Genomic DNA, 20,728 nt, shown 5'->3' on the forward strand with positions numbered 1-20,728 from the left:
GACATCTATCTTTTAAACCCACCCACATGAACCCACTAAAAACCATCGTCTTCTTTTTATTTGTTACTAGCTTTTCTTTTTCTCAAACAGAAACTGTACAAGACACATTACTAGCATCTCAATATTTTAAGAAAGCGGATTCTTTGTTAAAGAATAAGAAATATGACGAATCTATTGAATTATTTGACAAAGCATTACCTATTTATGAAAAGGCACAAGCTTGGGAACGAGTTGCTGGGTGTTATAATAAAATATCAAAAAACCAAAAGCGGAAATATAAATTTAAAGAAGCTGTTATAAGTGTAAAAAAAGCATTAGAAATATTGATCAAATTGGATCCACAAGAACGTTTAGAGATTGCACATAATTATTCTGATATTGCATCTCTTTATTTTCACCTTTCAGATTATAAAAAAGCTATAGAATTTAATGAAAAATCATTAACAATTAGGATAGAAGATTTAGGAAGTAATCATTCAAAGGTTGCCCAGAACTATAATAATATAGGTCTTATATATTACGAAAAAAAAGAGTACGAAAAAGCAATTGATTATTATAACAAGAGTTTAACAATATGGATTAACACCTATGGTGAAACCCATAGATATGTTGGATATGCCTATCTTAATATCGGTACAAGTTATTATGACCTATTTCAGAATGATACAGCATTAGAAAATATTAAGAAAGCACTTAATATTTTCATTAAAATAGATAATCCTACCCTTATAGCTTATGCTAATAATAATATTGGAACAATTTTTTTGGAAAAAGAAGAATATTCTGAAGCATTAAATTATTATGAAAAAGCATTGTCAGGATATAATAGGTCGTATTTAGAAAATCGAACTTCCATAGCTGTACTTTTCCATAATATGGGTGTTATTAAAGAAAATCAAAAAGCTTATAATAAAGCTTTAGAGTATCATAAGAAAGCCTTAGACATAAATTTGATAACTTTAGGAGATAATCATCGTTCGGTAGCTGGTTCATACTCCTATTTAGGAACTAGTTATATAAAAAAAGGAGATAATAATACAGCTTTAATAAATTATCAAAAATCACTAAAGATTCTTCAAGATATAACTGGTGAAGAAAATCAAATTGTTTTACAAAATCATATTAATATTTCCAAAGTTTATCTTAAGCAAAAGGAATACAAAAAAGCCTTGAGTCATTACAATGACGCATTGTATATAAATTCTAAATTCAGAAAAAATTTCTTCGATCAAGATAAGTTTGATCCAAGTGAATATTGGAATTCAAATATGTTGCTATTTACATTAGAAGGTAAAGCTGAAATATTAAAACAGCGATATATCGAAAACAATGATACGCAGGACCTATCTCTTAGTCTTAAGTTATTCAAGAGAACAGATGTAACTGTTGATTTTATTCGTCAATCATTTAATAATTATAAGGATAAAATATCATTTGCCAAAAAGGTTAAAGAAATTTATTCAAATGCAATAGAATCTCAATTGTTATTTTTTAAAGAAAAACAGGAACAGCAAATTTTGGAGAAAGCGTTTTATTATGCCGAAAAAAGCAAGTCCAATACGTTAAAAGATTTGTTGAATGATTCTAACGCCAAAATTTTTTCAGGACTATCAACAGATCTTGTAAAATTAGAAAAAGATTTAAGAATTGATAAAGCATATTATCAATCTAAACTAAATGGAGAACTTGTCAAAAAAGAAATAGACTCTTCAAAATTTTTTAGTTATGAAAATAAACTCTTCGATATCTCTAGGAACCAAGATTCTCTAACCGAGGTTTTAGAAAAAAACTATCCTAAATATTATGAGCTAAAATACCAGAATGAAGTGATTTCCGTAGCTGAAATCCTGAAAAAATTGGATGATAACACAACCTTACTTGAGTTTTTTACTTCAGATAGTATTATCTATGCTTTTACTGTTTCAAAAAATAAGATGGCTGTTAAAGAATTATCTACTCCAAAACTTACAGAACAAATACAAGAATTAAGAGCTGCTATTGTAGATAAAAATACCAAAACTTATAAGGCCACTGCACACCAACTTTATGAACAATTGATGGCACCTGTAAAGGATGCAATTATTGGTGATGAATTAATTATTGTGCCCGATGGGCCACTATGGCATCTTAATTTTGATTTGCTATTGAGTAAAGAGGATGCTTCTAATAATCCAAAAGAACTATCATACTTAGTCAAAGAATATATGATTTCGTATGCCAATTCTGCTACGTTGCTGTTTTCTGAAGATAAAAACCTCGAAGAGCGATCTAAACAACAAGAAGAATGTTTAGCATTTTCATTTTCTGATAGTTCGAATGTTATGGATACTAAAACAATGAGTCTGGCAACCCTTAGAGATACAGGTGATGATCTGCCAGGAACTCGTAAAGAGATCAAAGCCATTGCGGATATTATCGATGGAGAGTATTTTTACGGATCAGAGGCAATAGAATCTAATTTTAAGAAAAATGCTAGTAATTATAGTATTCTGCACCTTGCTTTACACGGAGAAGTAGATAACGAACGACCAGAAAACTCCAGACTCTTTTTTACAAAAAATAATGATACTATAGAAGATAACCTTTTATATAGCCATGAATTGTTTGCTTTAGATATTCCTGCAGAGTTAACGGTATTGAGTGCCTGTAATACGGGAACAGGAAAAATAGCGAAAGGAGAAGGTATTATGAGTTTAGGAACCGCTTTTCAATATGCAGGAACTAAAAGTTTATTGTTAAGTAGTTGGGAAGTATCGGATCAAACCACTCCAGAGTTAATGAAATATTTCTATACGAATCTCAAGGAAGGAATGAATAAGGCAAAGGCACTTCAACAAGCAAAATTACAATATCTAAACACCAGTGATTTAAACAGAACTCAGCCTTTTTACTGGGGAGGGTTCTATTTGGTTGGAGATACCACAGCCATTCAGTTTCAAGATAATAATTATATCTATTGGTTGATTGGGTTTGGTATTTTGGCAGTTATCATATTAAGTTTGTTTTGGTATAGAAAGAAGAGTTCCCCTCTTGAGACTTGTACTGAGCCGAGTCGAAGTAGAGGTTAAGAATGTGTTCTTTATAGTATATTTGTTTTTGTATCATACACTGGACATCTATCTTTTAAACCCACCCACATGAACCCACTAAAAACCATCGTCTTCTTTTTATTTGTTACTAGCTTTTCTTTTTCTCAAACAGAAACTCTGCAAGATACATTGCTAGCTTCTCAATATTTTAAGAAAGCGGATTCTTTGTTAACTGAAAGAAAGTTAGACAGCTCCATTGTATATTTTAAAAAAGCATTACCTATTTATGAAAGAGCGAATGCTTGGGAACGGGTTGCAGGGTGTTATAATAAGATTTCTGAAACTTATTTTGAGTATTCAAAATACCAAGAATCATTAAACTTTGCTAGATCAGCACTAGATGTATGTGATAATTATTTGGGTAAAAACAACCTTGAAAAAGCAAGTGCTTATGATAACATCGGTCAATACTATTTAAAAAAGGCGGATTTAGATAACGCTAGAAAATACTTTGAAAAGGCACAGGGAATTTTTCTTATAAAAGAATATATTTTAGGCATTTCTAAATCCCATAACAATATAGGTCAAATATATACAAGAAAAGCTGAATTTGACAAAGCTAGAAGTGAATTTGACAAAGCAATTAAAATAGATAGTTCGAAAAACAATCCACATATTGGTTATTCATATAATAATTTGGCTAGAATTTCTTATATAAAAGGGGAGTATAAGGAATCTATTGAATTCATGAAAAAAGCAATATTATTGGAGATAAGTGAACTAGGAGCTAATCACCCAAAAGTTGGAGGGTATTATAATAATATTGGGACTATTTATGAGCGACTTGGTGAGGATGATCAAGCTCTTTCCTATTACAAGAATGCTTTGGCAATACAGTTGAAAGTTTCAGGTGAAAATCATGTTAATGTAGCTGCTTTCTATAATAATATAAGTAAAGTTTTAGAAAAAAGAGGTGATTTTGAAGGTTCAATAAAATATTTAGAAAAAGCTATAAAAATAAGATCCGAGTTGTTTGGAGAAAATCACCCAGATATGGCAAAATATTATAATAATATTTCATATTTATATGTAAAAGAAGGTTTGTTTAACAAATCACTTTTAGGCTTAAAAAAATCATTATCCATAAGCAAAGATTTTTTAAAAGAAGAAGACCCTTTGATGGCAGATATTTATAATAATATGGCTATTTCATATATCTTTTTAGATGAACTTGATGAAGGGTTACGATGTGCTTCAAGAGCTCTAAACATAAATATAAATAATTTTGGTGAAGAGCACCCTGAGATTGCTCGTAATTATATAAATATTGCAAGAATTTATAGTAAAAAAGGAGAGTTTGATATGGCTTTAGTTTATCAAGAAAAATCCAAAAATATTAGATCTAAAATAATTGGAGATAAAAATATTTATGTAGCAACAAATTACCTTTATATCGGGGGGTTACAATTAAAGAAAGGAGAATATGATTCAGCACTTAAAGCTTATATTAAAGCACTAAATATCTACAAAAACAAGCTAAATAAAAGTGATTACTTAATTATCAATTGTTATAATACTATTGCAAACCTTTATTTTAATAAAGGTGAATATCAAAATGCAATTATTTTTTTTAATAAAGCATTTGAATTAGGTTTTAAATACATTGATAAAGTAAATAACAGGGAATTACTAAATAATTCGTTTTCAACAGTGTTATTTTCAACGATAGTTGGTAAAGCTAAGAGTCATAAAGCATTATATATTAAAAAAAACAATGTTGATGACCTAAACAACAGTGATATTCTTTACCAGAAAGGATTACCTATGATAATTCATATTAGAGAAGGTTTAAACAATTATAAGGACAGATTAGTATTATCTAAGGAAGTTAAAGAAGCATATCAGGGTGCTATAGAAACAAAATTGTTAATTGAGAAAAGGAAAGATAAAAAAATGCTGGATCAAGCTTTTTATTATTCAGAAAAAAGCAAGTCTAATACTTTAAAGGGTTTATTAAACGAATCTAGCGCCAAAGAATTTTCTGGACTTTCAAAAAATCTTGTGGAATTAGAAAAAGAAGTAAGAATTGATAAAGCATATTATCAATCCAGAATTAATGAAGAATTATCTAAAGAACAAACAGATTCTATAAAAATGATGGGCTATGAAAGTAAACTTTTCGATATCTCTAAAAGCCAAGACTCACTTACAGAAGTTTTAGAAACAAACTATCCAAAGTACCATCAATTAAAGTATAATAATAAGGTTGTTTCAGTCACAGATATCCAACAAAAACTTGACGAGAAAACTACTCTATTAGAGTTTTTTACCGCAGATAGTATAACCTATGCATTTACGATTTCAAAAAATAAGATTGCGGTAAAAGAATTATCAACTCCAGCACTTATTGAGCAAATTGAGCAGTTTCGCGCTTCTATGACTAAAAACTATGAGCAATATCAAGAAATTTCATATCAATTGTACCAAACATTAATTACTCCAATAAAAAATAAATTAGTAGGTAATCAACTAATCATAGTTCCCGATGGTCCATTATGGCATCTTAATTTTGATTTATTACTTACAGAAGAAGAAATTTCTAACAATCCTAGGACTTGGCCATATCTTCTTAAAGAATATGCTATTTCGTATGCTAATTCAGCTACATTGTTGTTCGGGAATAAGATGCGAGAGGAATCGGTTTCTAAAGAAGAACAAGAATGTTTGGCCTTTTCTTTTTCTAGTGGAGATAATACTTCTGCCACACGAAATGTGAGTTTAAAAACTTTCAGAAATTCGAGTATGGATTTACCGGGAACTCGAGAAGAGATTAAAGCAATTGCTAATATTGTAGATGGACAATACTTTTATGGATCAGAAGCTACAGAAGAGAATTTTAAAAAGCACGCAGGAGCCTATGACATTTTACATTTAGCATTACACGGAGATGTGGATAACGAACGTCCAGAAAACTCTAAGCTTTATTTTACCAAAAGTAAGGATACAATAGAAGATAACTACCTGTACAGTCACGAACTATTTGCGTTAGATATTCCTGCAGAATTAACAGTATTAAGTGCTTGTAATACAGGAACCGGTAAAATCGCCAAAGGAGAAGGGATCATGAGTTTAGGAAATGCATTCCAATACGCTGGAACTAAAAGTTTATTGCTCACTAATTGGGAAGTATCTGATGAAACTACACCCAAGATCATGGAATATTTTTACACCAACCTTAAAGAAGGAAAAAATAAGGCAGAAGCCTTGCAACAAGCAAAACTACAATTTCTAACAACAACAAGCGAAGAAACCTATCACCCATACTATTGGGGAGGATTTTACTTGTTAGGAGATACTACTGCTATTCAGTTTCAAGATAACAATCATCTATATTGGTGGATTGGTATTGGCATTTTAGCATTGATATTACTAAGTTTGTTTTGGTATAGAAAAAAGCGTTCCTCTAGTGAGGTCAGTGCTAAGGCATTCCTGTCTTGAGAGGTGTGTTAGAATAGCAAATAATAATAAAATAACAAATAAGTGAAAATAATATCATACAACGTAAACGGAATCCGAGCAGCGTTAAAAAAAGGATTTATAGAATGGTTACAGCAAGCAGATCCGGATGTGATTTGTTTACAAGAAATCAAAGCCAATAAAGAACAACTAGAACTGGATGTTTTTGCCAAAGCTGGATATAAATATAACTATTGGTATAGTGCCCAGAAAAAAGGATATAGTGGTGTTGCGGTTTTATCTAAAACAGCCCCTGATCATATAGAATACGGAACCGGAATCGACTATATGGATCAGGAAGGTCGTAATCTAAGGGTCGATTTTAACGGAGTTTCTATTATGAGTCTCTATTTGCCAAGTGGTTCTAATATAGAACGAGTAGAACATAAACTAAAGTTTATGGATGATTTTCAGGAGTATATCAACGAGTTGAAGAAATCTCATCCAAACTTAGTGATTTTGGGGGATTATAATATTTGTCATGAGGCCATTGATATTCATGATCCAGTTCGTAATAAAAATGTATCCGGATTTTTGCCAGTGGAGCGCGAATGGATTGGTAATTTTATTGAAAGCGGTTTTATAGATTCATTTAGGCATTTTAACTCAGAACCTCATAATTATTCTTGGTGGAGCTATAGAGCAAATGCGAGAGCAAATAATAAGGGATGGCGATTAGATTACGGAATGGTAGCAAAACCATTGCAAGATAAACTAAAAAGAGCCGTTATCTTATCAGATGCCAAACATAGTGATCATTGCCCGATCATGGTGGAATTGAAATTGTGAAAATAGTATACCGAATTATCGAATTAAATCGTCACATTGAGGTTGTCGAAGTGTATTTTGGTTAATTAGTCTTCGACAAGCTCAGACTGATATGAAAACAAAAAACACGTCAATTGGAGCACTGTGAGGAACAAAACAGTGTATCGAGAATAGTGTTTTGTATTGAAAAGCTTTGTTGATAGCTCTTATGAGCTTGTCAGAGTACATTTTATCTTCATTTTACTATGATAGAATACTCGAGCTAACATTTTTTTAATTAAGAAAAATAAAAAATATGATAAAAAGAATTGCAATAATAGTATTCATCGGATTATTTACTACCTCCTGCGTTTCTTCTAAAGTACATAAGGAATTAGAGAGTAAATACGCTCGATTAAAAAGAGATAATCGCAAATTGCAGGATAAATTCAGGGTTTTAGAAAAAACTAGCAAGGCAGATAAGTTGGCTATGGATCAGCTTAATGATGAATATGAAAAAACTCGTATAGAGCGAGATGAATTGCGAACAAAGTATGATGCGCTTTCAGCTAATTATGAAAATCTAAAAAACTCCTATGACGCGTTAGGAAAAAATAGTGCAGCTGCACTAAATGCAAATAATAAGAGAAATAGAGAACTTTTATCTCAGTTAGAAGAAAAGGAAAGAACATTGGCTGTAGAACGCAATCGACTAGAAAAACTGCAGAGAGATTTAGATAGTCGTTCTAAAAGAGTGGATGAACTAGAAGGGCTGATTGCTGCAAAAGATGCCAAGATGCAAGCATTAAAAACTGCTATTTCTAAAGCTTTGCGAAATTTTGAAGGCAAAGGATTAACCGTAGAAGAACGAAATGGTAAAGTGTATATCTCTATGGAGAATAAATTGTTATTTGATTCTGGTAGTTGGGCTGTAGGAACGCAAGGAAGACAGGCTGTTAAGCAGTTAGCATCTGTGTTAGGAGAGAACCCTGATATTGCTGTATTGATAGAAGGTCATACCGATAATGTTCCGTATACCGGAAATGGACAGTTAACAGGAAACTGGGATCTATCTACCAAAAGAGCCACGGCGATTGTAAACTTATTATTGGAGAATAATCAAATAGATGCACAGAATCTTACAGCCGCTGGTAGAGGAGAATACTCACCAGTAGCATCAAATGATACATCAACGGGTAAAGCAAAGAACAGAAGAATAGAGGTAATCTTGACCCCTAAGTTGGATGAAATATCTAAATTGTTGAACGATATATAACAGTGAATATAATGTATAAAAAAAAGCGGTCAATTGACCGCTTTTTTTTATACATTATATTTTAGATAAGGATCTAATTGAATAAGTCTTTTAATATATTTTCAACATCAGCATCTTGATTTACTCTTAATTCTTCTTTTAACTTTAAAAGTTTAGATTGAAAGCTTTCAATTACGCGTTCAGCATTCATTTTATCTAACCTTATAGATTTTCCATTAGATGTCAATAGGTTATAGTAAAAATGCTGTAATTCTTTTGGTTTTGATTTGTCTAATTCTCTTTCAACAGAAATAGTACCTTTTCCTGTTTGTATAGAGATTACACTTCCCTGAGCAGTAACTTTATCTGTCTGCGCATTAAGATCTGTGGCAAGACTATATACATCATCAAAAATTTTCTTTTGATCTCTCCAATCTTCCTGTGCTTGGATAGTTGATCCTGCGCCTACCATAAGTAAAAGTAGAAATAATTTTTTCATAATATTTGGGTGTTATAAATTTAGTATCAAAACTGCGTATTTGATTTCACGTATTCCAAAACGGAATAAATATAATTTTAGTATTAAAGTTATCTTAAAAATCGGTTTAAAATAACCATTTTAATTTGAAGTTTCCAAAAAGTGTGCCATGAATTTAGCAGACAAAAATAAAATTCTTAAATATGCATATAACAAAAATGATAAAATCAAGGAAGACAGATAACAAAAGAACAGTATCAGACGTTTACAATACCCAAATCAATTTAAAACTATGAAACAAATGAAGCGGTTACCCATTTTTATAATACTACTATTATTTGTAGTAAAAGGGTTGAGTCAGGAAAGTGAAGAAGAGTATTATGAGGAAGAAGAAACACAAGATGAAGGAGAAGTACAAGAAGAAGAGGAAGGTCAAAGCAACTACTTTGATTACTATCAGTATTTTGAGTTTACCAATGATGAGTATGCCAATTTATTGGATAAAGTGAATGAGATGGATCCGGATCAGGAGGCTATGCTAAATACATTTGTCGTTGAGGTGCAGCAGGATAGAGTGCTAAAACGACGATTGTTCAATGAAATGGTTACAAAACCTAAGAAAAAAAGTCGTTATAAGGGTAAGGACAGTCCTGGTTTTGTTTGTATTATAAAAGGTCTTATGGAAAATAAAACAGTCTATGATGCCATAATTAAAGACGGTCGCTCTGAGCAACAAGCCAGAAATGCCGCAACACTTGCAGAAAGATCCATTCGGAGGAAATGTGGTATCACCAAAAAAGTGAATAAGGAAGAGCAATAAAATTTTATTTTAGATAATACTTCAATCTATAAGATGCTTAGATCGTTTTTTGAATAATTTTAGATATTAAATTATAGGAAAATCGTCACACTAAGTCCTTCGAATAAGCTCTGAGTAGATATCTAAATATATCGAAAACAAGAGATTTGTATGTTATATTATGATTATTAAAAAAACATATATCTTTGCATAGTACATGAGTATACGTTCTTTGTAACGACCATACTCCATAGTTTTTGAATTAAATGTTTAATTTTTAAAACTATGATTATGAATTGGAAAATTCAAAAACTATTGAATGGTGAGACGATTGTCTCCAAAGAACCTGGTAATTCGATGTTACCAATCTTACAATCAAAACAACCTGTGGTATTGGAACCCGTAAATTGGGAAGATTGCAAAGCAGGAGATATTGTTTTTTGCAAAGTAAGAGGAAACTGTTTTACGCATTTAGTGAAAGGAAAAAATGCAAAACGAGGATTACTAATCGGTAACAACCGAGGTCGCATCAATGGATGGACCAAAAATGTATATGGTAAAGTAATAGAAATATTACCAATGTCATAAGAGCAGCGCGATAAGCGCTTTTTTTATGATCCGCCATGGCGGATGAAAAGTTACCATAAGTAACGCACACAAAACTAATAGTTGAACTAATCCTGCAGTATTGCGGGATCTCATAAATGACTTAATCGCCTGTTTAATTTATAAATGTCAACCCGTAACCGAGGAAAAGAAGCTAGTGATGATCGTTTGTTCGGTGATCCTAAGATGCAGAAAAAGCTACAAGAGGCAGCTAAAGATATGTGTTACTTGCTTAGCAGAGGGTTTGCAGAAAAATCATCACTACAGTTAGTGGGAAATCGGTATAGGCTTAATGCCAGACAACAAATAGCTTTGAGAGGAATGAGCGCTAGCGAACAACAGATACTTTTGCGCTCAGAAAGAAGCATAACACCAAATAATCTAAAAGGTAAAACGGTTGCTATCGACGGATTTAATTTACTTATCATTTTAGAAAGTGCCATGTCTGGAGCCTATGTTTTTAAAGGATTGGATGAGTATTATAGGGATGTTTCAGGAGTGCACGGCACCTATAAAAGAGTTCGAAAAACAGAAGAAGCTCTTTTGTTAATTGGTAAGGTCTTACATGAATTAGGCGTGAGCGCGGTAGATTGGTATTTTGATGCTCCAGTTTCTAATAGTGGAAGATTAAAAACTATGCTTCGGGAATTGGCAGAGCAAAATCAATTTCCTTGGAGTATTTATTTAGACAATAATCCAGATACAGTTTTAGCAGAATCTGACCATATTGTAATAAGTTCGGATGCTTGGGTTTTAGATCGTGCTCAACAAAATTTTAATATGGTAGCATATCTTATAGAAGAACATATCCCGAAAGCTATTGTTGTGGATTCAAAATAACAAAAGTTACTATTTCCCTCATTCAAACTAGGGGTTCCCTCATTATGGTTTCTACGAACCAGAAAACTACGCTAATTTTATATCAATCTAAAAGATAATAAGTGTTGGATGAGTGAGGAATTAAATTTTAGGTTGGTTAGTTGTGAAACGGATGTGGTAATGGGGTAACTGCATCCGTTTTTTATTTTGACACCCCATTCTCATTCTCTTTATATATTTCACGGATTAGTTTATGATAAGAATTTCGGTTGATCACAATTCTATTTTCTTGTATTTCCATCAAAGGATTGTAACGTTGTAGCACTTTTTTTACGATTTCTTCAGTAAAATCAGTTTTAGAAGCTATTCTGTGTATAGCAAAACGTTTATTTTCTTTAGTTAAATCTTTGTAATATGTGTTTAGCATGGATGTATCTCACGAGTTAGTCATAAGGTTAAAAGTAAACTAAAGATATAAAAATATATATAAATAACGCTATTTATATATAATAATATATAAGTTGACTGTAATCAAGATGTTTAGTTGAATGTTTTTTTAGAGAACAGTACTTTAAAAAAAAGAGCTTCCTATTGCAGAAGCTCTTTTTCCGGTTAAAAAAGTAAAGGGTTCTGGGAAATCAAACCCTTTTATTGAGGTTATCAATACACCTCTTTTTGGTTGGTATAAACTTTTTTAGATTTCGTTCATCATCAAAACAAGCTGTAGTTTTTTTGTATACCCTTGATTTTATAAGGATATGTTATACTTATCGAAATAATTATTCCATAAATCTTAAAAACACATAAGTATTTGAAAAATAGGTACTTATAATTTGTTTAATTAAGTAAACACCTAATTCATGTGTGGATATTTATGTTGATGATGTAGATAATTTTCCCACTTTATGAGCTTTATTATGATAATTTTTGGAATATCTAAGAGGAGAGTCTTTAATTTTGGTTTATTCAATAAATTTTAGATTAAAGAATGAAGTATACCACATTACCAAATACAGATATAAGGGTTAGTAAAATATGTTTAGGCTCTATGACTTGGGGACAGCAGAATACAGAATCAGAAGGTCATGAGCAAATTGAGTATGCAATTAGTCAAGGGGTTAATTTTATAGATACAGCAGAGTTATATTCTGTACCTGCTAAGAAAGAAACCCAGGGAAGTACAGAACGAACAATCGGAAGTTGGTTAAAGAAATCCGGGAAAAGAGATGAGGTAGTCATTGCTTCAAAAATTGTTGGTCCTGCAGAGTTTTCGAAACACATAAGAAAAGGAGAGTTTAGCAAACAAGAGATAGCAGATGCTATTCATAAAAGTTTAGAAAGATTACAAACAGATTATATCGACCTTTATCAATTACATTGGCCAGAAAGACAAACTAACTATTTTGGTAAGCTAGGATATACTCATGATGAAAACGATGCTTGGATAGATAATTTTGCTGAGGTTTTGGAAAACCTTACTGATTTTGTAAAAGAAGGTAAGATAAGGCAAGTTGGAGTTTCTAATGAAACAGCATATGGATTGATGCGATATGCAGAAGAAGAAAGAAAAGGAGCTCCCAAAATGATTACGATACAAAACCCATATAATTTACTAAACCGAAAAGATGAAATTGGTCTTGTGGAGGTTTTACATCGTGAAAATATAGGTCATTTACCTTATTCACCACTAGGATTTGGGATGCTGACAGGCAAATATCTTGAAGAAATTCCAAAAAACTCTAGAGTAGATCTTTTTCCTAACTATAATAGGTATATGAATGAGAATAGTTATAAAGCAACAAGGTTGTATAATGAAATTGCTAAAAAACATAATATCAGTTTAACCCAATTATCATTAGCATTTGTAAATCAACAACCTTTTGTGACCAGTAATATCATTGGAGCTACTTCTATAGGTCAACTAACAGAAAACATAGGTAGTATTCACCTTACGTTGTCTGATGAAATTATCAACGAAATCAATGAAGTTCATATGCAAATTCCTAACCCAGCGCCTTAAAAAATGTTTACTAAATAAAAAAAGTGTTTTACTCGTTTAAAAGTATAGTTGGCTCAATCATTGTTGTAATAATAACGAGCTAGGTTTAATTTGCTTTATATAACTAATATTTTTTTGAAATGAGAAAAACATTGTTGCTTCTCCTTCTAGGAGTGTCCCTGCAAGCCCAGTCGGAGTTTACAGAGTTTGAGAATGGATTGATATATTCTCCGAATGCGATTGCTAAACTTCAGGAGATCGTTGGAGATAAAAATAAAGAATTTAGAAAATGTGATCTGACTAAGAGTTTTAGATCAATTCCACAGACAAAAGGCCTTTACATAGATATAGAAGCCTCTAATGCGGAGGGTCTAATAGAAATGTTAGAAGCAAATATTTCGTTGGAAAACTTTATTGCAAAATATGCCCCCAATGTAAAGTCTAAGCTAGCATTAATTACTAAAACAACTTATACTAGATATGATGGATCAGAATATATTAGAGTATCAGAGGAACCGAATGGTAGAGATGTTAATATCCAGGAAAAAGATTGGGGAAAATCTTTAGTCAATAACTGGATTATAAATAGAAGAAAAGGTAAAATAGAAGGTGTTGTTTATCTCCAAAGCGAGTTTAAGTCGTTAGAGCTTCCATATCAATATTCAAGGATGGTACAGTACGCGGAATGTTTAATAGATAGCACAACTCAAATTCATCCCGATGATGCGAAACGAACTCGAAGGGGATACAGAAATACTGAAAGTACTGTAAAACTAAATGAACTTTATGTATATATTGAAAAAGAGTTTGGGAAAAAAGAGCCTAAATTAGAAAAAGAGTTAACAGATTTAAAATACAAAGAAAGAGTCTCAAGTAAAAAGTATAAAAAATTCAGGAAAGACCATAGAAACTGGAAAATCACGCGTTCTAAGTTTATTAAAGAAGAGTTATCTAAAAAGGAAGAATTTATCAAGTTGCTTGATATGGCATTTAATGAAGCAATTGATAAACAGAGTTCAAATGATGAATTAGAAAATTATATATCAAAATACTTGTCTAAAGAAAAAGCGTTGATTTTAAAACGAGGTAGAGTTGTAGTTGGTGGCTGCAGTCAGGATCAAAGTCCCAGAATTCATGCTATGAACATTGCTCAACTTTCTGCAGAAAGTTATGATTGGGATGTGTTTTTAAGAGCTCATCTTAATGTGATGAATGATCGTTTTATTAGATCTTCTGATGGTAGTTATGCCTGGGCAGATCGTCTCACCTATGTTAAGGAACTTGAAGTATTGAATATTAACGTTTCCGATTTAATTTATGGAATAAGTTTCAGAGTAAAAAACCCTAGTAAAAATCATTATTATTCCAATATCAGAAGAGTCGGTAGAGCACTTTCCGAAAGCGAAATCAAGGACAAGATTGCTTCGGATTTAGTAGAAATGATTAAGGATAATGATTTAGATGATTATAATAGACTAATCTTATTTTATCTATATCATAATTTTAGGTATAATCAAAAGGATAGCTATACCAAAAGTCATATTAAATATATAGCAAATTTATTACCAGAATATATGAGACCAAAGATAAAATCATAACTATCCAAATAAATATTCTACTACATCTTCAATTTTAGCAACTAACTGGATATTGATACCAGTGTTTTTTTGAGAAATTTTGTTGTATTTAGAAACAAAAATAGTAGAGAAACCCAGTTTTTCCGCTTCTTGAATTCTTTGTTCTACTTTATTGATAGGTCTAATCTCTCCTGCAAGCCCAACCTCTGCAGCGAAACAATAATCTTTAGCTATAGGTATATCCTCGTTAGAGGATAATATGGCAGCAACGACGGCTAAGTCAATAGCCGGATCATCTACAGAAATTCCGCCAGTAATATTTAGGAATACATCTTTAGCTCCTAATCTGAAACCGGCACGTTTTTCTAATACAGCCAGAATCATATTTAATCGCTTTAGATTATATCCAGTAGCGCTTCGCTGAGGTGTGCCATAAACTGCTGTGCTGACCAGTGCTTGTATTTCTATCATCAATGGTCGCATACCTTCTACGGTAGCCGCGATAGCAGTTCCGCTTAACTCTTCTTCTTTTTTAGAGATTAGGATTTCACTTGGATTGCTAACTTCTCTAAGCCCACTGCCTAGCATTTCATAAATCCCTAATTCTGATGTAGAGCCAAAACGATTTTTCAGAGCTCTTAGAATTCTATAAACGTGGTTTCGATCTCCTTCGAACTGAAGTACCGTGTCTACCATGTGTTCTAGTATTTTAGGTCCTGCTATATTTCCATCTTTTGTGATATGACCAATAAGGATAACTGGGGTTGCCGTTTCTTTAGCAAATTTAATGAGTTCAGTGGTACATTCTCTAATTTGCGAAATACTGCCAGCGCTACTTTCTATATAATCACTATGTAGAGTTTGTATAGAGTCAATAATAACAATATCTGGTTCTGTAGTTTCTATTTGTCTAAAAATATTTTGAGTTTTGGTTTCAGTAAGAATCAGACAATTATCAGTTTTAGAATGTATACGTTCTGCGCGCATTTTTATTTGTTTTTGGCTTTCTTCACCAGAAACGTATAGAGTTTTATAAGGTAGTTTTAGGCTAATCTGTAGTAATAGCGTACTTTTTCCAATGCCAGGTTCACCTCCTAATAAGGTTAGTGACCCAGGAACTAATCCTCCGCCAAGAACTCGATTTAGTTCAGCATCGTCGGTATTATATCTAGCTTCGTGACTGGTGTCAATTTCAGAGATTTTTAAAGGTTTGGAAACTCGACGTTCTTTTGATGATGTGTTAGGATCTTTCCAGTCATTTTTTTGAGCCTTCTGTACTACTTCTTCTGCAATTGTGTTCCATTCTTTGCAAGAAGTACATTGTCCTTGCCATTTAGCATATTGTGAACCGCAGTTCTGGCAGAAAAAGACAGTTTTGGTTTTGGCCATAGCTTATAAATTGATTGTAAAAATACTATTATTTAAGTTCATTCTGCAATTAGAAAGAAAACAAAAAGATCCCATTTCCGGGATCTTTTTACTATCTGATTTGACTATTAAATTAGGTAAGTATTAATAACCAAAATCTTCTTTTATTTTATTAACTTTTTCTAACATATAATCTTTAGTTAGAAAAGCTATTTCGTTAAGCAAAAATCCGTTTTCATAAGCTCTCATTGCTTTCTTAGGCTCTCCAAGTTGCTCATAACCCAAGCCAAGATAATAGTATCCTAACATAGTTTCAGGATGCTCTTTAATAGCTAATTTACCAAGAGGCTCTAACTCTTCCCAAAGCTCCTTTTTTTCGATAGCTGTAGAAATAGCTATAAAATCATTGACTCTAATCTGGCGTTTGATTCCATATAATTTTTCAGTAGTATCATAAATATCTACTAGATAATCATACAATGATGTTTCTAAAGTAAGAATATCTTCCTTATAGGTTTTTTTACTAATAGGTCGATACATCTCGAAAATGGTTTCCAAGGCTTTTGGAATTCCTCTACCAACTAAGGTATAATGCGAAGACTCATCAAAATTATCAAAGAAATAATTGACCTCGGGATTTTCTATAGTAGATAATTTTTCATTTACGGCAATCAAATTTTTCTTGATGTTATCAGCATCATTAGTAGCAGTTGCTAAGTAATACCATACATCTGAATTCGCACCATTTAGAACATTAAAAATTCGCTCTTCCATTGGTGGAGTTAACTCAGGGCTTAGGTTGATATATGCCTGAAATATTGGATTATCTTTAAATAAGAAATAATTAATAAAATTAGAAGTGTAGTCGTGACCAACGATCATTTTTAGCTGAGCAGTTCTGTAAGTTTCTTCTATATACGGTAATAATTCCTGACCAATAAATTCAAAAAATTCTGCCCCTTTACCTTCAGGTAAATAGCTGGCTAAATCATACCTACAGTCATCTTCTCTTGTTTTTCTCTGAAGCACACCTACTACGATAGACTCCGGCATATCCTCCCAATAAGAGAAATAATCTACATTACCCGCTACTGGCTCGAATAAATGATCACCATCTAATACAATAATTACAGGATATGTTTTATCTTCATTTTTCTCATAATTACGAGGTAATTGGATTTTTAAATCTCGGTTTTGATCTAGTTTGATAGATCTAAATGTTTCGTATTTTACCTGACCATATGAGATTGAGGTAAAGATGGATATAAGAATTAAAAATATACTTTTCTTCATAAGTGGTAAGATTAAGGTTAAGCAAGTGGCAATATATAAATTATTTTAAACCTTTAAAATTTTATAATAAACCGATACGATAATCAATCTATTGTTTACAAGGGCTTTATTAAGTTTTCTTTTCTCTGTTTAAAATCGGTAGAAATAAAAATGATAACGCCCCAACGATAATATTTATTGCAGTTTGAGAACCCCATAAAATCCAACCAAAAGCTTCTCCATCACTTTTTTCGAAACCAAAAAAGATAAATACTGCTCCAACAACAATTGGGAATGGTAATATGCCAATACCTCCATTAGTGGTAGACATAGAAAAAGAGCCAACTACAAAAGCAACTAGAATTACTCCTATGGAAGCACTATTCAAGTTCGGGACAGCAAATTTTACAACATAAAACATTAATACATATAATAACCAGATAAGAATAGTATGAAAAAGAAAAGCCCATTTTTGCTTCATAGAAAAAATGCTTTTCATCCCATCTAATAAACCCATCCCGAAATCTTTAATTTTTACAATCCATTTATTAGATGATTTTTGGAGAATTTTTAGTCCTAAAAAACCAATAAGGATTAATAAAAAAATTATCCCAAGTGTTAATAAAGGATTAATGTTTTTTTCTTCAAGAAAGTTGAGTAAATACTCCGTCTGTAGAATACCTGCCATAGTGGTTACTATGATAAGCATAATTAAATCAGTTATTCTTTCAGAAACTATGGTTCCGAAAGCTTTCTCGAAAGGAATTTTTTCGTAAGTAGATGCTGTAAAACCTCTTAATACTTCACCAGACCTAGGAACTCCCAGATTAGATAAGTAACCCACCATTACTGCCATAAAACTATTGTGTAATTTGGGATTGTAGCCAAGAGGATTTAACAAAAATTTCCAACGATAAGCTCTGGAGACATGAGATATGATGCCTAATGTAAGTGATATTAGTACCCAAACAGGGTCAGCATTTTTAATGTTTTGTAATAATTTAGTTCTGTATTCTGGAGTTGCAGAACTGAGAAAATACCAAATTAAAAAAACTCCCAGCATAAGCGGGAGTATTATTTTTAAGAATTTTGTGAGTTTAGGATTCACTCTTTTACTTTAGCAAATTATTTTCCTCATTAGGGAATAATAAAGATGGTTTAAACTTTTTAGCAGCTTCAATATCCATCATTGCATAAGTAATAAGGATCAATATATCACCTTTAGCTACTTTTCTGGCAGCCGCTCCATTTAATGTAATTTCTCCACTATTTCTAGGTCCGGGAATAGCATAGGTTTCCAAACGCTCACCGTTATTGTTATTAACGATTTGCACCTTTTCACCTTCTATGATATTAGCAGCATCCATTAGATCTTCATCAATAGTAATACTACCTATATAATTTAGGTCAGCACCTGTTACTTTAACTCGATGAATTTTTGATTTTACAACGTGTACAAACATGTTACAAATTTAGTTATTTTTAATTTAGGGCAATGTTATCTATAAGTCTAACTTCTCCTGCAAAAACTGCAATGAAAGCTCGATACTTGGTGTTCTTTCGTTTTCTTTTGATCGATTTAAGATTAGAAACTTTAGCGATCTCGAAATATTCTAATTCCAGTGTGTCATTGTTTTTGAACTGTTCTGAAACCCAATCGGTTAAATCTAGTACACTTTTTGTGCCAAAATCATTTTTGACTTGTTTTAATGTCTTATATATCAAAGGAGATTCTAGAAGTTGTTTTTTGTTTAATCTTTTGTTTCGGGAACTTAATGCCAATCCACTGTCTTCTCTATAAATAGGGCAGCCAATAATTGTTACTGACATTTTTTCAATCTCAACTAGTTTTTTTACAATTTGAAGTTGTTGAAAATCTTTTTCCCCAAAGTAAGCTTTGGTTGGAGAAACAATAGTAAATAAATGTTTAAGAACAGTTCCAACTCCATCAAAATGGCCTGGACGAAATCTACCTTCCATTTCATGTTCTAAACCACTAAAATCATATTTAATAGAATTGTTTTTTGATCCATATATTTCTTCCGGCTTTGGCGCAAAAACAATAATTTCTTTAGATAAATTAGAAAGAAGTGCTATATCTGAATCAAGAGTACGAGGATAATTAACTAAATCTTCAGAGTTGTTAAATTGAGTTGGATTGACAAATATGCTTACAATAACAACTTGATTTTGATCGATCGCTTTTTGTACCAACGCTAGATGACCATGATGTAAAGCTCCCATTGTAGGAACAAAACCAATGCTTTTATTTTGTTTATGTAAGTCTGCAACATCCTGTTCAATGTCCAGTCTTTTCTCGTATACCCGCATTTATCTAAAAGTTAAAGGCGTGCAAAAATAAGATATTACTGGCAGACTACATAAATTTTCGTAATTTTGCAAAAATTTATTCCTAAGGAGACGAGAAAAGTAGATCATATGAAAGATAAGAGGATATTGTACGTATCATCAGAAGTAATACCTTACCTACCAGAGACAGAGATTTCATCAATGTCTTTTGAAGCACCAAGAATGGTAAACAGCAAAGGCGGGCAAATTAGAATTTTTATGCCCAGATACGGAAACATTAATGAACGTAGACATCAACTGCACGAAGTAATTCGTTTATCAGGGATGAACCTTGTTATTAATGATTTGGATATGCCTTTAATTATTAAAGTAGCTTCTATTCCTAAAGAAAGGATGCAGGTTTATTTTATTGATAATGAAGATTATTTCAAGCGAAAAGCTACTCTTACTGACGAAGAAGGAAATTTATTTCCAGATAATGATGAGCGAGCAATATTTTTTGCAAAAGGAGTTATCGAGACTGTTAAGAAATTGAATTGGTCTCCTGATGTAATTCACGTTCATGGATGGTTAGCATCTATGCTACCATTATATCTAAGAAATTATTACGCTAATGAACCATTATTTAGTCATAGTAAGATTGTAACTTCTGTTTATGATCATGGGTACAAAGGGACATTGGATAAAAATATGTTAGAAAAAGTTAAGTTTGATGGAATAGATGAACAGAAGATCACTGACCTTGCTAAACCGACATATAATAATGTAATGAAAGTTGCTATAGATAATTCGGATGCAATAATTGTTGGGTCAGAAGAAATCCCTGAAGAACTTTCCAAACATTTAGAAACTATAGATCAACCTGTATTAGAATATAAAAAACCAGATGAATTTGCTGATGCCTATGAAGCCTTCTATCAGACAGAAGTGTTGGTGTAGCAAAAGGAACTATT

17 protein-coding genes are annotated in these 20,728 nt (G+C 32.0%); 10 read left to right on the top strand and 7 right to left on the bottom strand.

Features of this window, described 5'->3' with window-relative positions; all coding sequences use genetic code 11:
- Positions 1–26 precede the first annotated feature (26 nt).
- The 4 genes from Q0829_RS22935 to Q0829_RS22950 all read left to right on the top strand — a co-directional run bounded on the left by Q0829_RS22935 (position 27) and on the right by Q0829_RS22950 (position 8,568).
- Positions 27–3,068 carry a CHAT domain-containing protein gene (locus tag Q0829_RS22935; protein ID WP_298547314.1) on the top strand — a complete coding sequence of 1,014 codons (3,042 nt, stop codon included), beginning with the start codon at positions 27–29 and terminating at the stop codon, positions 3,066–3,068.
- 69 nt (positions 3,069–3,137) lie between these two features.
- On the top strand, positions 3,138–6,527 hold the full coding sequence (locus Q0829_RS22940; protein ID WP_298547317.1) for a CHAT domain-containing tetratricopeptide repeat protein: 3,390 nt from the start codon (positions 3,138–3,140) through the stop codon (positions 6,525–6,527).
- A 42-nt stretch (positions 6,528–6,569) separates the two neighbouring features.
- Positions 6,570–7,334, top strand: a complete 765-nt coding sequence (locus Q0829_RS22945; RefSeq protein ID WP_298547319.1) for an exodeoxyribonuclease III — start codon at positions 6,570–6,572, stop codon at positions 7,332–7,334.
- Between the two features lie 274 nt (positions 7,335–7,608).
- Positions 7,609–8,568 carry an OmpA family protein gene (locus Q0829_RS22950; RefSeq protein ID WP_298547321.1) on the top strand — a complete coding sequence of 320 codons (960 nt, stop codon included), beginning with the start codon at positions 7,609–7,611 and terminating at the stop codon, positions 8,566–8,568.
- 73 nt (positions 8,569–8,641) lie between these two features.
- Here Q0829_RS22950 and Q0829_RS22955 read toward each other — a convergent pair whose 3' ends face one another.
- Positions 8,642–9,046, bottom strand: coding sequence for a hypothetical protein (locus Q0829_RS22955; protein ID WP_298547323.1), 405 nt, complete (start codon positions 9,044–9,046; stop codon positions 8,642–8,644).
- A gap of 271 nt (positions 9,047–9,317) precedes the next feature.
- Here Q0829_RS22955 and Q0829_RS22960 point away from each other — a divergent pair, with 271 nt between their 5' ends.
- From Q0829_RS22960 to Q0829_RS22970, 3 genes are all read left to right on the top strand, one after another.
- Complete coding sequence (locus Q0829_RS22960; RefSeq protein ID WP_298547325.1) at positions 9,318–9,845, top strand: hypothetical protein; 528 nt, start codon at positions 9,318–9,320, stop codon at positions 9,843–9,845.
- Positions 9,846–10,115: 270 nt separating this feature from the next.
- Positions 10,116–10,412, top strand: coding sequence for a hypothetical protein (locus tag Q0829_RS22965; RefSeq protein ID WP_298547327.1), 297 nt, complete (start codon positions 10,116–10,118; stop codon positions 10,410–10,412).
- Positions 10,413–10,556: 144 nt separating this feature from the next.
- Entirely contained in the window at positions 10,557–11,270 is a 714-nt protein-coding gene (locus Q0829_RS22970) for a DUF434 domain-containing protein (RefSeq protein ID WP_298547329.1), read from the top strand.
- A gap of 181 nt (positions 11,271–11,451) precedes the next feature.
- Here Q0829_RS22970 and Q0829_RS22975 read toward each other — a convergent pair whose 3' ends face one another.
- A complete protein-coding gene (locus tag Q0829_RS22975; protein WP_298547331.1) occupies positions 11,452–11,676 on the bottom strand; it encodes a hypothetical protein in 225 nt (74 codons plus the stop codon).
- Between the two features lie 561 nt (positions 11,677–12,237).
- Here Q0829_RS22975 and Q0829_RS22980 point away from each other — a divergent pair.
- Together Q0829_RS22980 and Q0829_RS22985 are read left to right on the top strand one after the other, a co-directional pair.
- Complete coding sequence (locus Q0829_RS22980; RefSeq protein WP_298547333.1) at positions 12,238–13,269, top strand: aldo/keto reductase; 1,032 nt, start codon at positions 12,238–12,240, stop codon at positions 13,267–13,269.
- A 119-nt stretch (positions 13,270–13,388) separates the two neighbouring features.
- Positions 13,389–14,846, top strand: a complete 1,458-nt coding sequence (locus tag Q0829_RS22985) for a hypothetical protein (protein WP_298547335.1) — start codon at positions 13,389–13,391, stop codon at positions 14,844–14,846.
- Here Q0829_RS22985 and radA read toward each other — a convergent pair whose 3' ends face one another.
- From radA to panC, 5 genes are all read right to left on the bottom strand, one after another.
- Positions 14,847–16,214, bottom strand: a complete 1,368-nt coding sequence (gene radA, locus Q0829_RS22990) for a DNA repair protein RadA (protein ID WP_298547338.1) — start codon at positions 16,212–16,214, stop codon at positions 14,847–14,849.
- 123 nt (positions 16,215–16,337) lie between these two features.
- Positions 16,338–17,486: an alpha/beta hydrolase-fold protein gene (locus Q0829_RS22995; protein WP_298547340.1), complete on the bottom strand. Its 1,149-nt coding sequence runs from the start codon at positions 17,484–17,486 to the stop codon at positions 16,338–16,340.
- Between the two features lie 109 nt (positions 17,487–17,595).
- Positions 17,596–18,573, bottom strand: coding sequence for a lysylphosphatidylglycerol synthase transmembrane domain-containing protein (locus Q0829_RS23000; protein WP_298547342.1), 978 nt, complete (start codon positions 18,571–18,573; stop codon positions 17,596–17,598).
- A 4-nt stretch (positions 18,574–18,577) separates the two neighbouring features.
- Complete coding sequence (gene panD / locus Q0829_RS23005) at positions 18,578–18,928, bottom strand: aspartate 1-decarboxylase (RefSeq protein WP_118459936.1); 351 nt, start codon at positions 18,926–18,928, stop codon at positions 18,578–18,580.
- A gap of 19 nt (positions 18,929–18,947) precedes the next feature.
- Entirely contained in the window at positions 18,948–19,796 is an 849-nt protein-coding gene (gene panC / locus Q0829_RS23010; RefSeq protein ID WP_298547344.1) for a pantoate--beta-alanine ligase, read from the bottom strand.
- Between the two features lie 108 nt (positions 19,797–19,904).
- Here panC and Q0829_RS23015 point away from each other — a divergent pair, with 108 nt between their 5' ends.
- Complete coding sequence (locus tag Q0829_RS23015; protein WP_298547453.1) at positions 19,905–20,714, top strand: glycogen/starch synthase; 810 nt, start codon at positions 19,905–19,907, stop codon at positions 20,712–20,714.
- Positions 20,715–20,728 lie beyond the last annotated feature (14 nt).

This window comes from uncultured Aquimarina sp. (assembly GCF_947492405.1).
Lineage (GTDB): Bacteria > Bacteroidota > Bacteroidia > Flavobacteriales > Flavobacteriaceae > Aquimarina.

Bases quoted from the DNA above. Each gene is read 5' to 3' on its own strand.
- Q0829_RS22935 (WP_298547314.1), top strand. From the start codon at position 27: ATGAACCCACTAAAAACCATCGTCTTCTTTTTATTTGTTACTAGCTTT.
- Q0829_RS22985 (WP_298547335.1), top strand. From the start codon at position 13,389: ATGAGAAAAACATTGTTGCTTCTCCTTCTAGGAGTGTCCCTGCAAGCC.
- panD (WP_118459936.1), bottom strand. From the start codon at position 18,928: ATGTTTGTACACGTTGTAAAATCAAAAATTCATCGAGTTAAAGTAACA.
- Q0829_RS22950 (WP_298547321.1), top strand. From the start codon at position 7,609: ATGATAAAAAGAATTGCAATAATAGTATTCATCGGATTATTTACTACC.
- Q0829_RS23015 (WP_298547453.1), top strand. From the start codon at position 19,905: ATGAAAGATAAGAGGATATTGTACGTATCATCAGAAGTAATACCTTAC.
- Q0829_RS22975 (WP_298547331.1), bottom strand. From the start codon at position 11,676: ATGCTAAACACATATTACAAAGATTTAACTAAAGAAAATAAACGTTTT.
- panC (WP_298547344.1), bottom strand. From the start codon at position 19,796: ATGCGGGTATACGAGAAAAGACTGGACATTGAACAGGATGTTGCAGAC.
- Q0829_RS22960 (WP_298547325.1), top strand. From the start codon at position 9,318: ATGAAACAAATGAAGCGGTTACCCATTTTTATAATACTACTATTATTT.
- Q0829_RS22940 (WP_298547317.1), top strand. From the start codon at position 3,138: ATGAACCCACTAAAAACCATCGTCTTCTTTTTATTTGTTACTAGCTTT.
- Q0829_RS22965 (WP_298547327.1), top strand. From the start codon at position 10,116: ATGAATTGGAAAATTCAAAAACTATTGAATGGTGAGACGATTGTCTCC.
- radA (WP_298547338.1), bottom strand. From the start codon at position 16,214: ATGGCCAAAACCAAAACTGTCTTTTTCTGCCAGAACTGCGGTTCACAA.
- Q0829_RS22970 (WP_298547329.1), top strand. From the start codon at position 10,557: ATGTCAACCCGTAACCGAGGAAAAGAAGCTAGTGATGATCGTTTGTTC.
- Q0829_RS22980 (WP_298547333.1), top strand. From the start codon at position 12,238: ATGAAGTATACCACATTACCAAATACAGATATAAGGGTTAGTAAAATA.
- Q0829_RS22955 (WP_298547323.1), bottom strand. From the start codon at position 9,046: ATGAAAAAATTATTTCTACTTTTACTTATGGTAGGCGCAGGATCAACT.
- Q0829_RS22995 (WP_298547340.1), bottom strand. From the start codon at position 17,486: ATGAAGAAAAGTATATTTTTAATTCTTATATCCATCTTTACCTCAATC.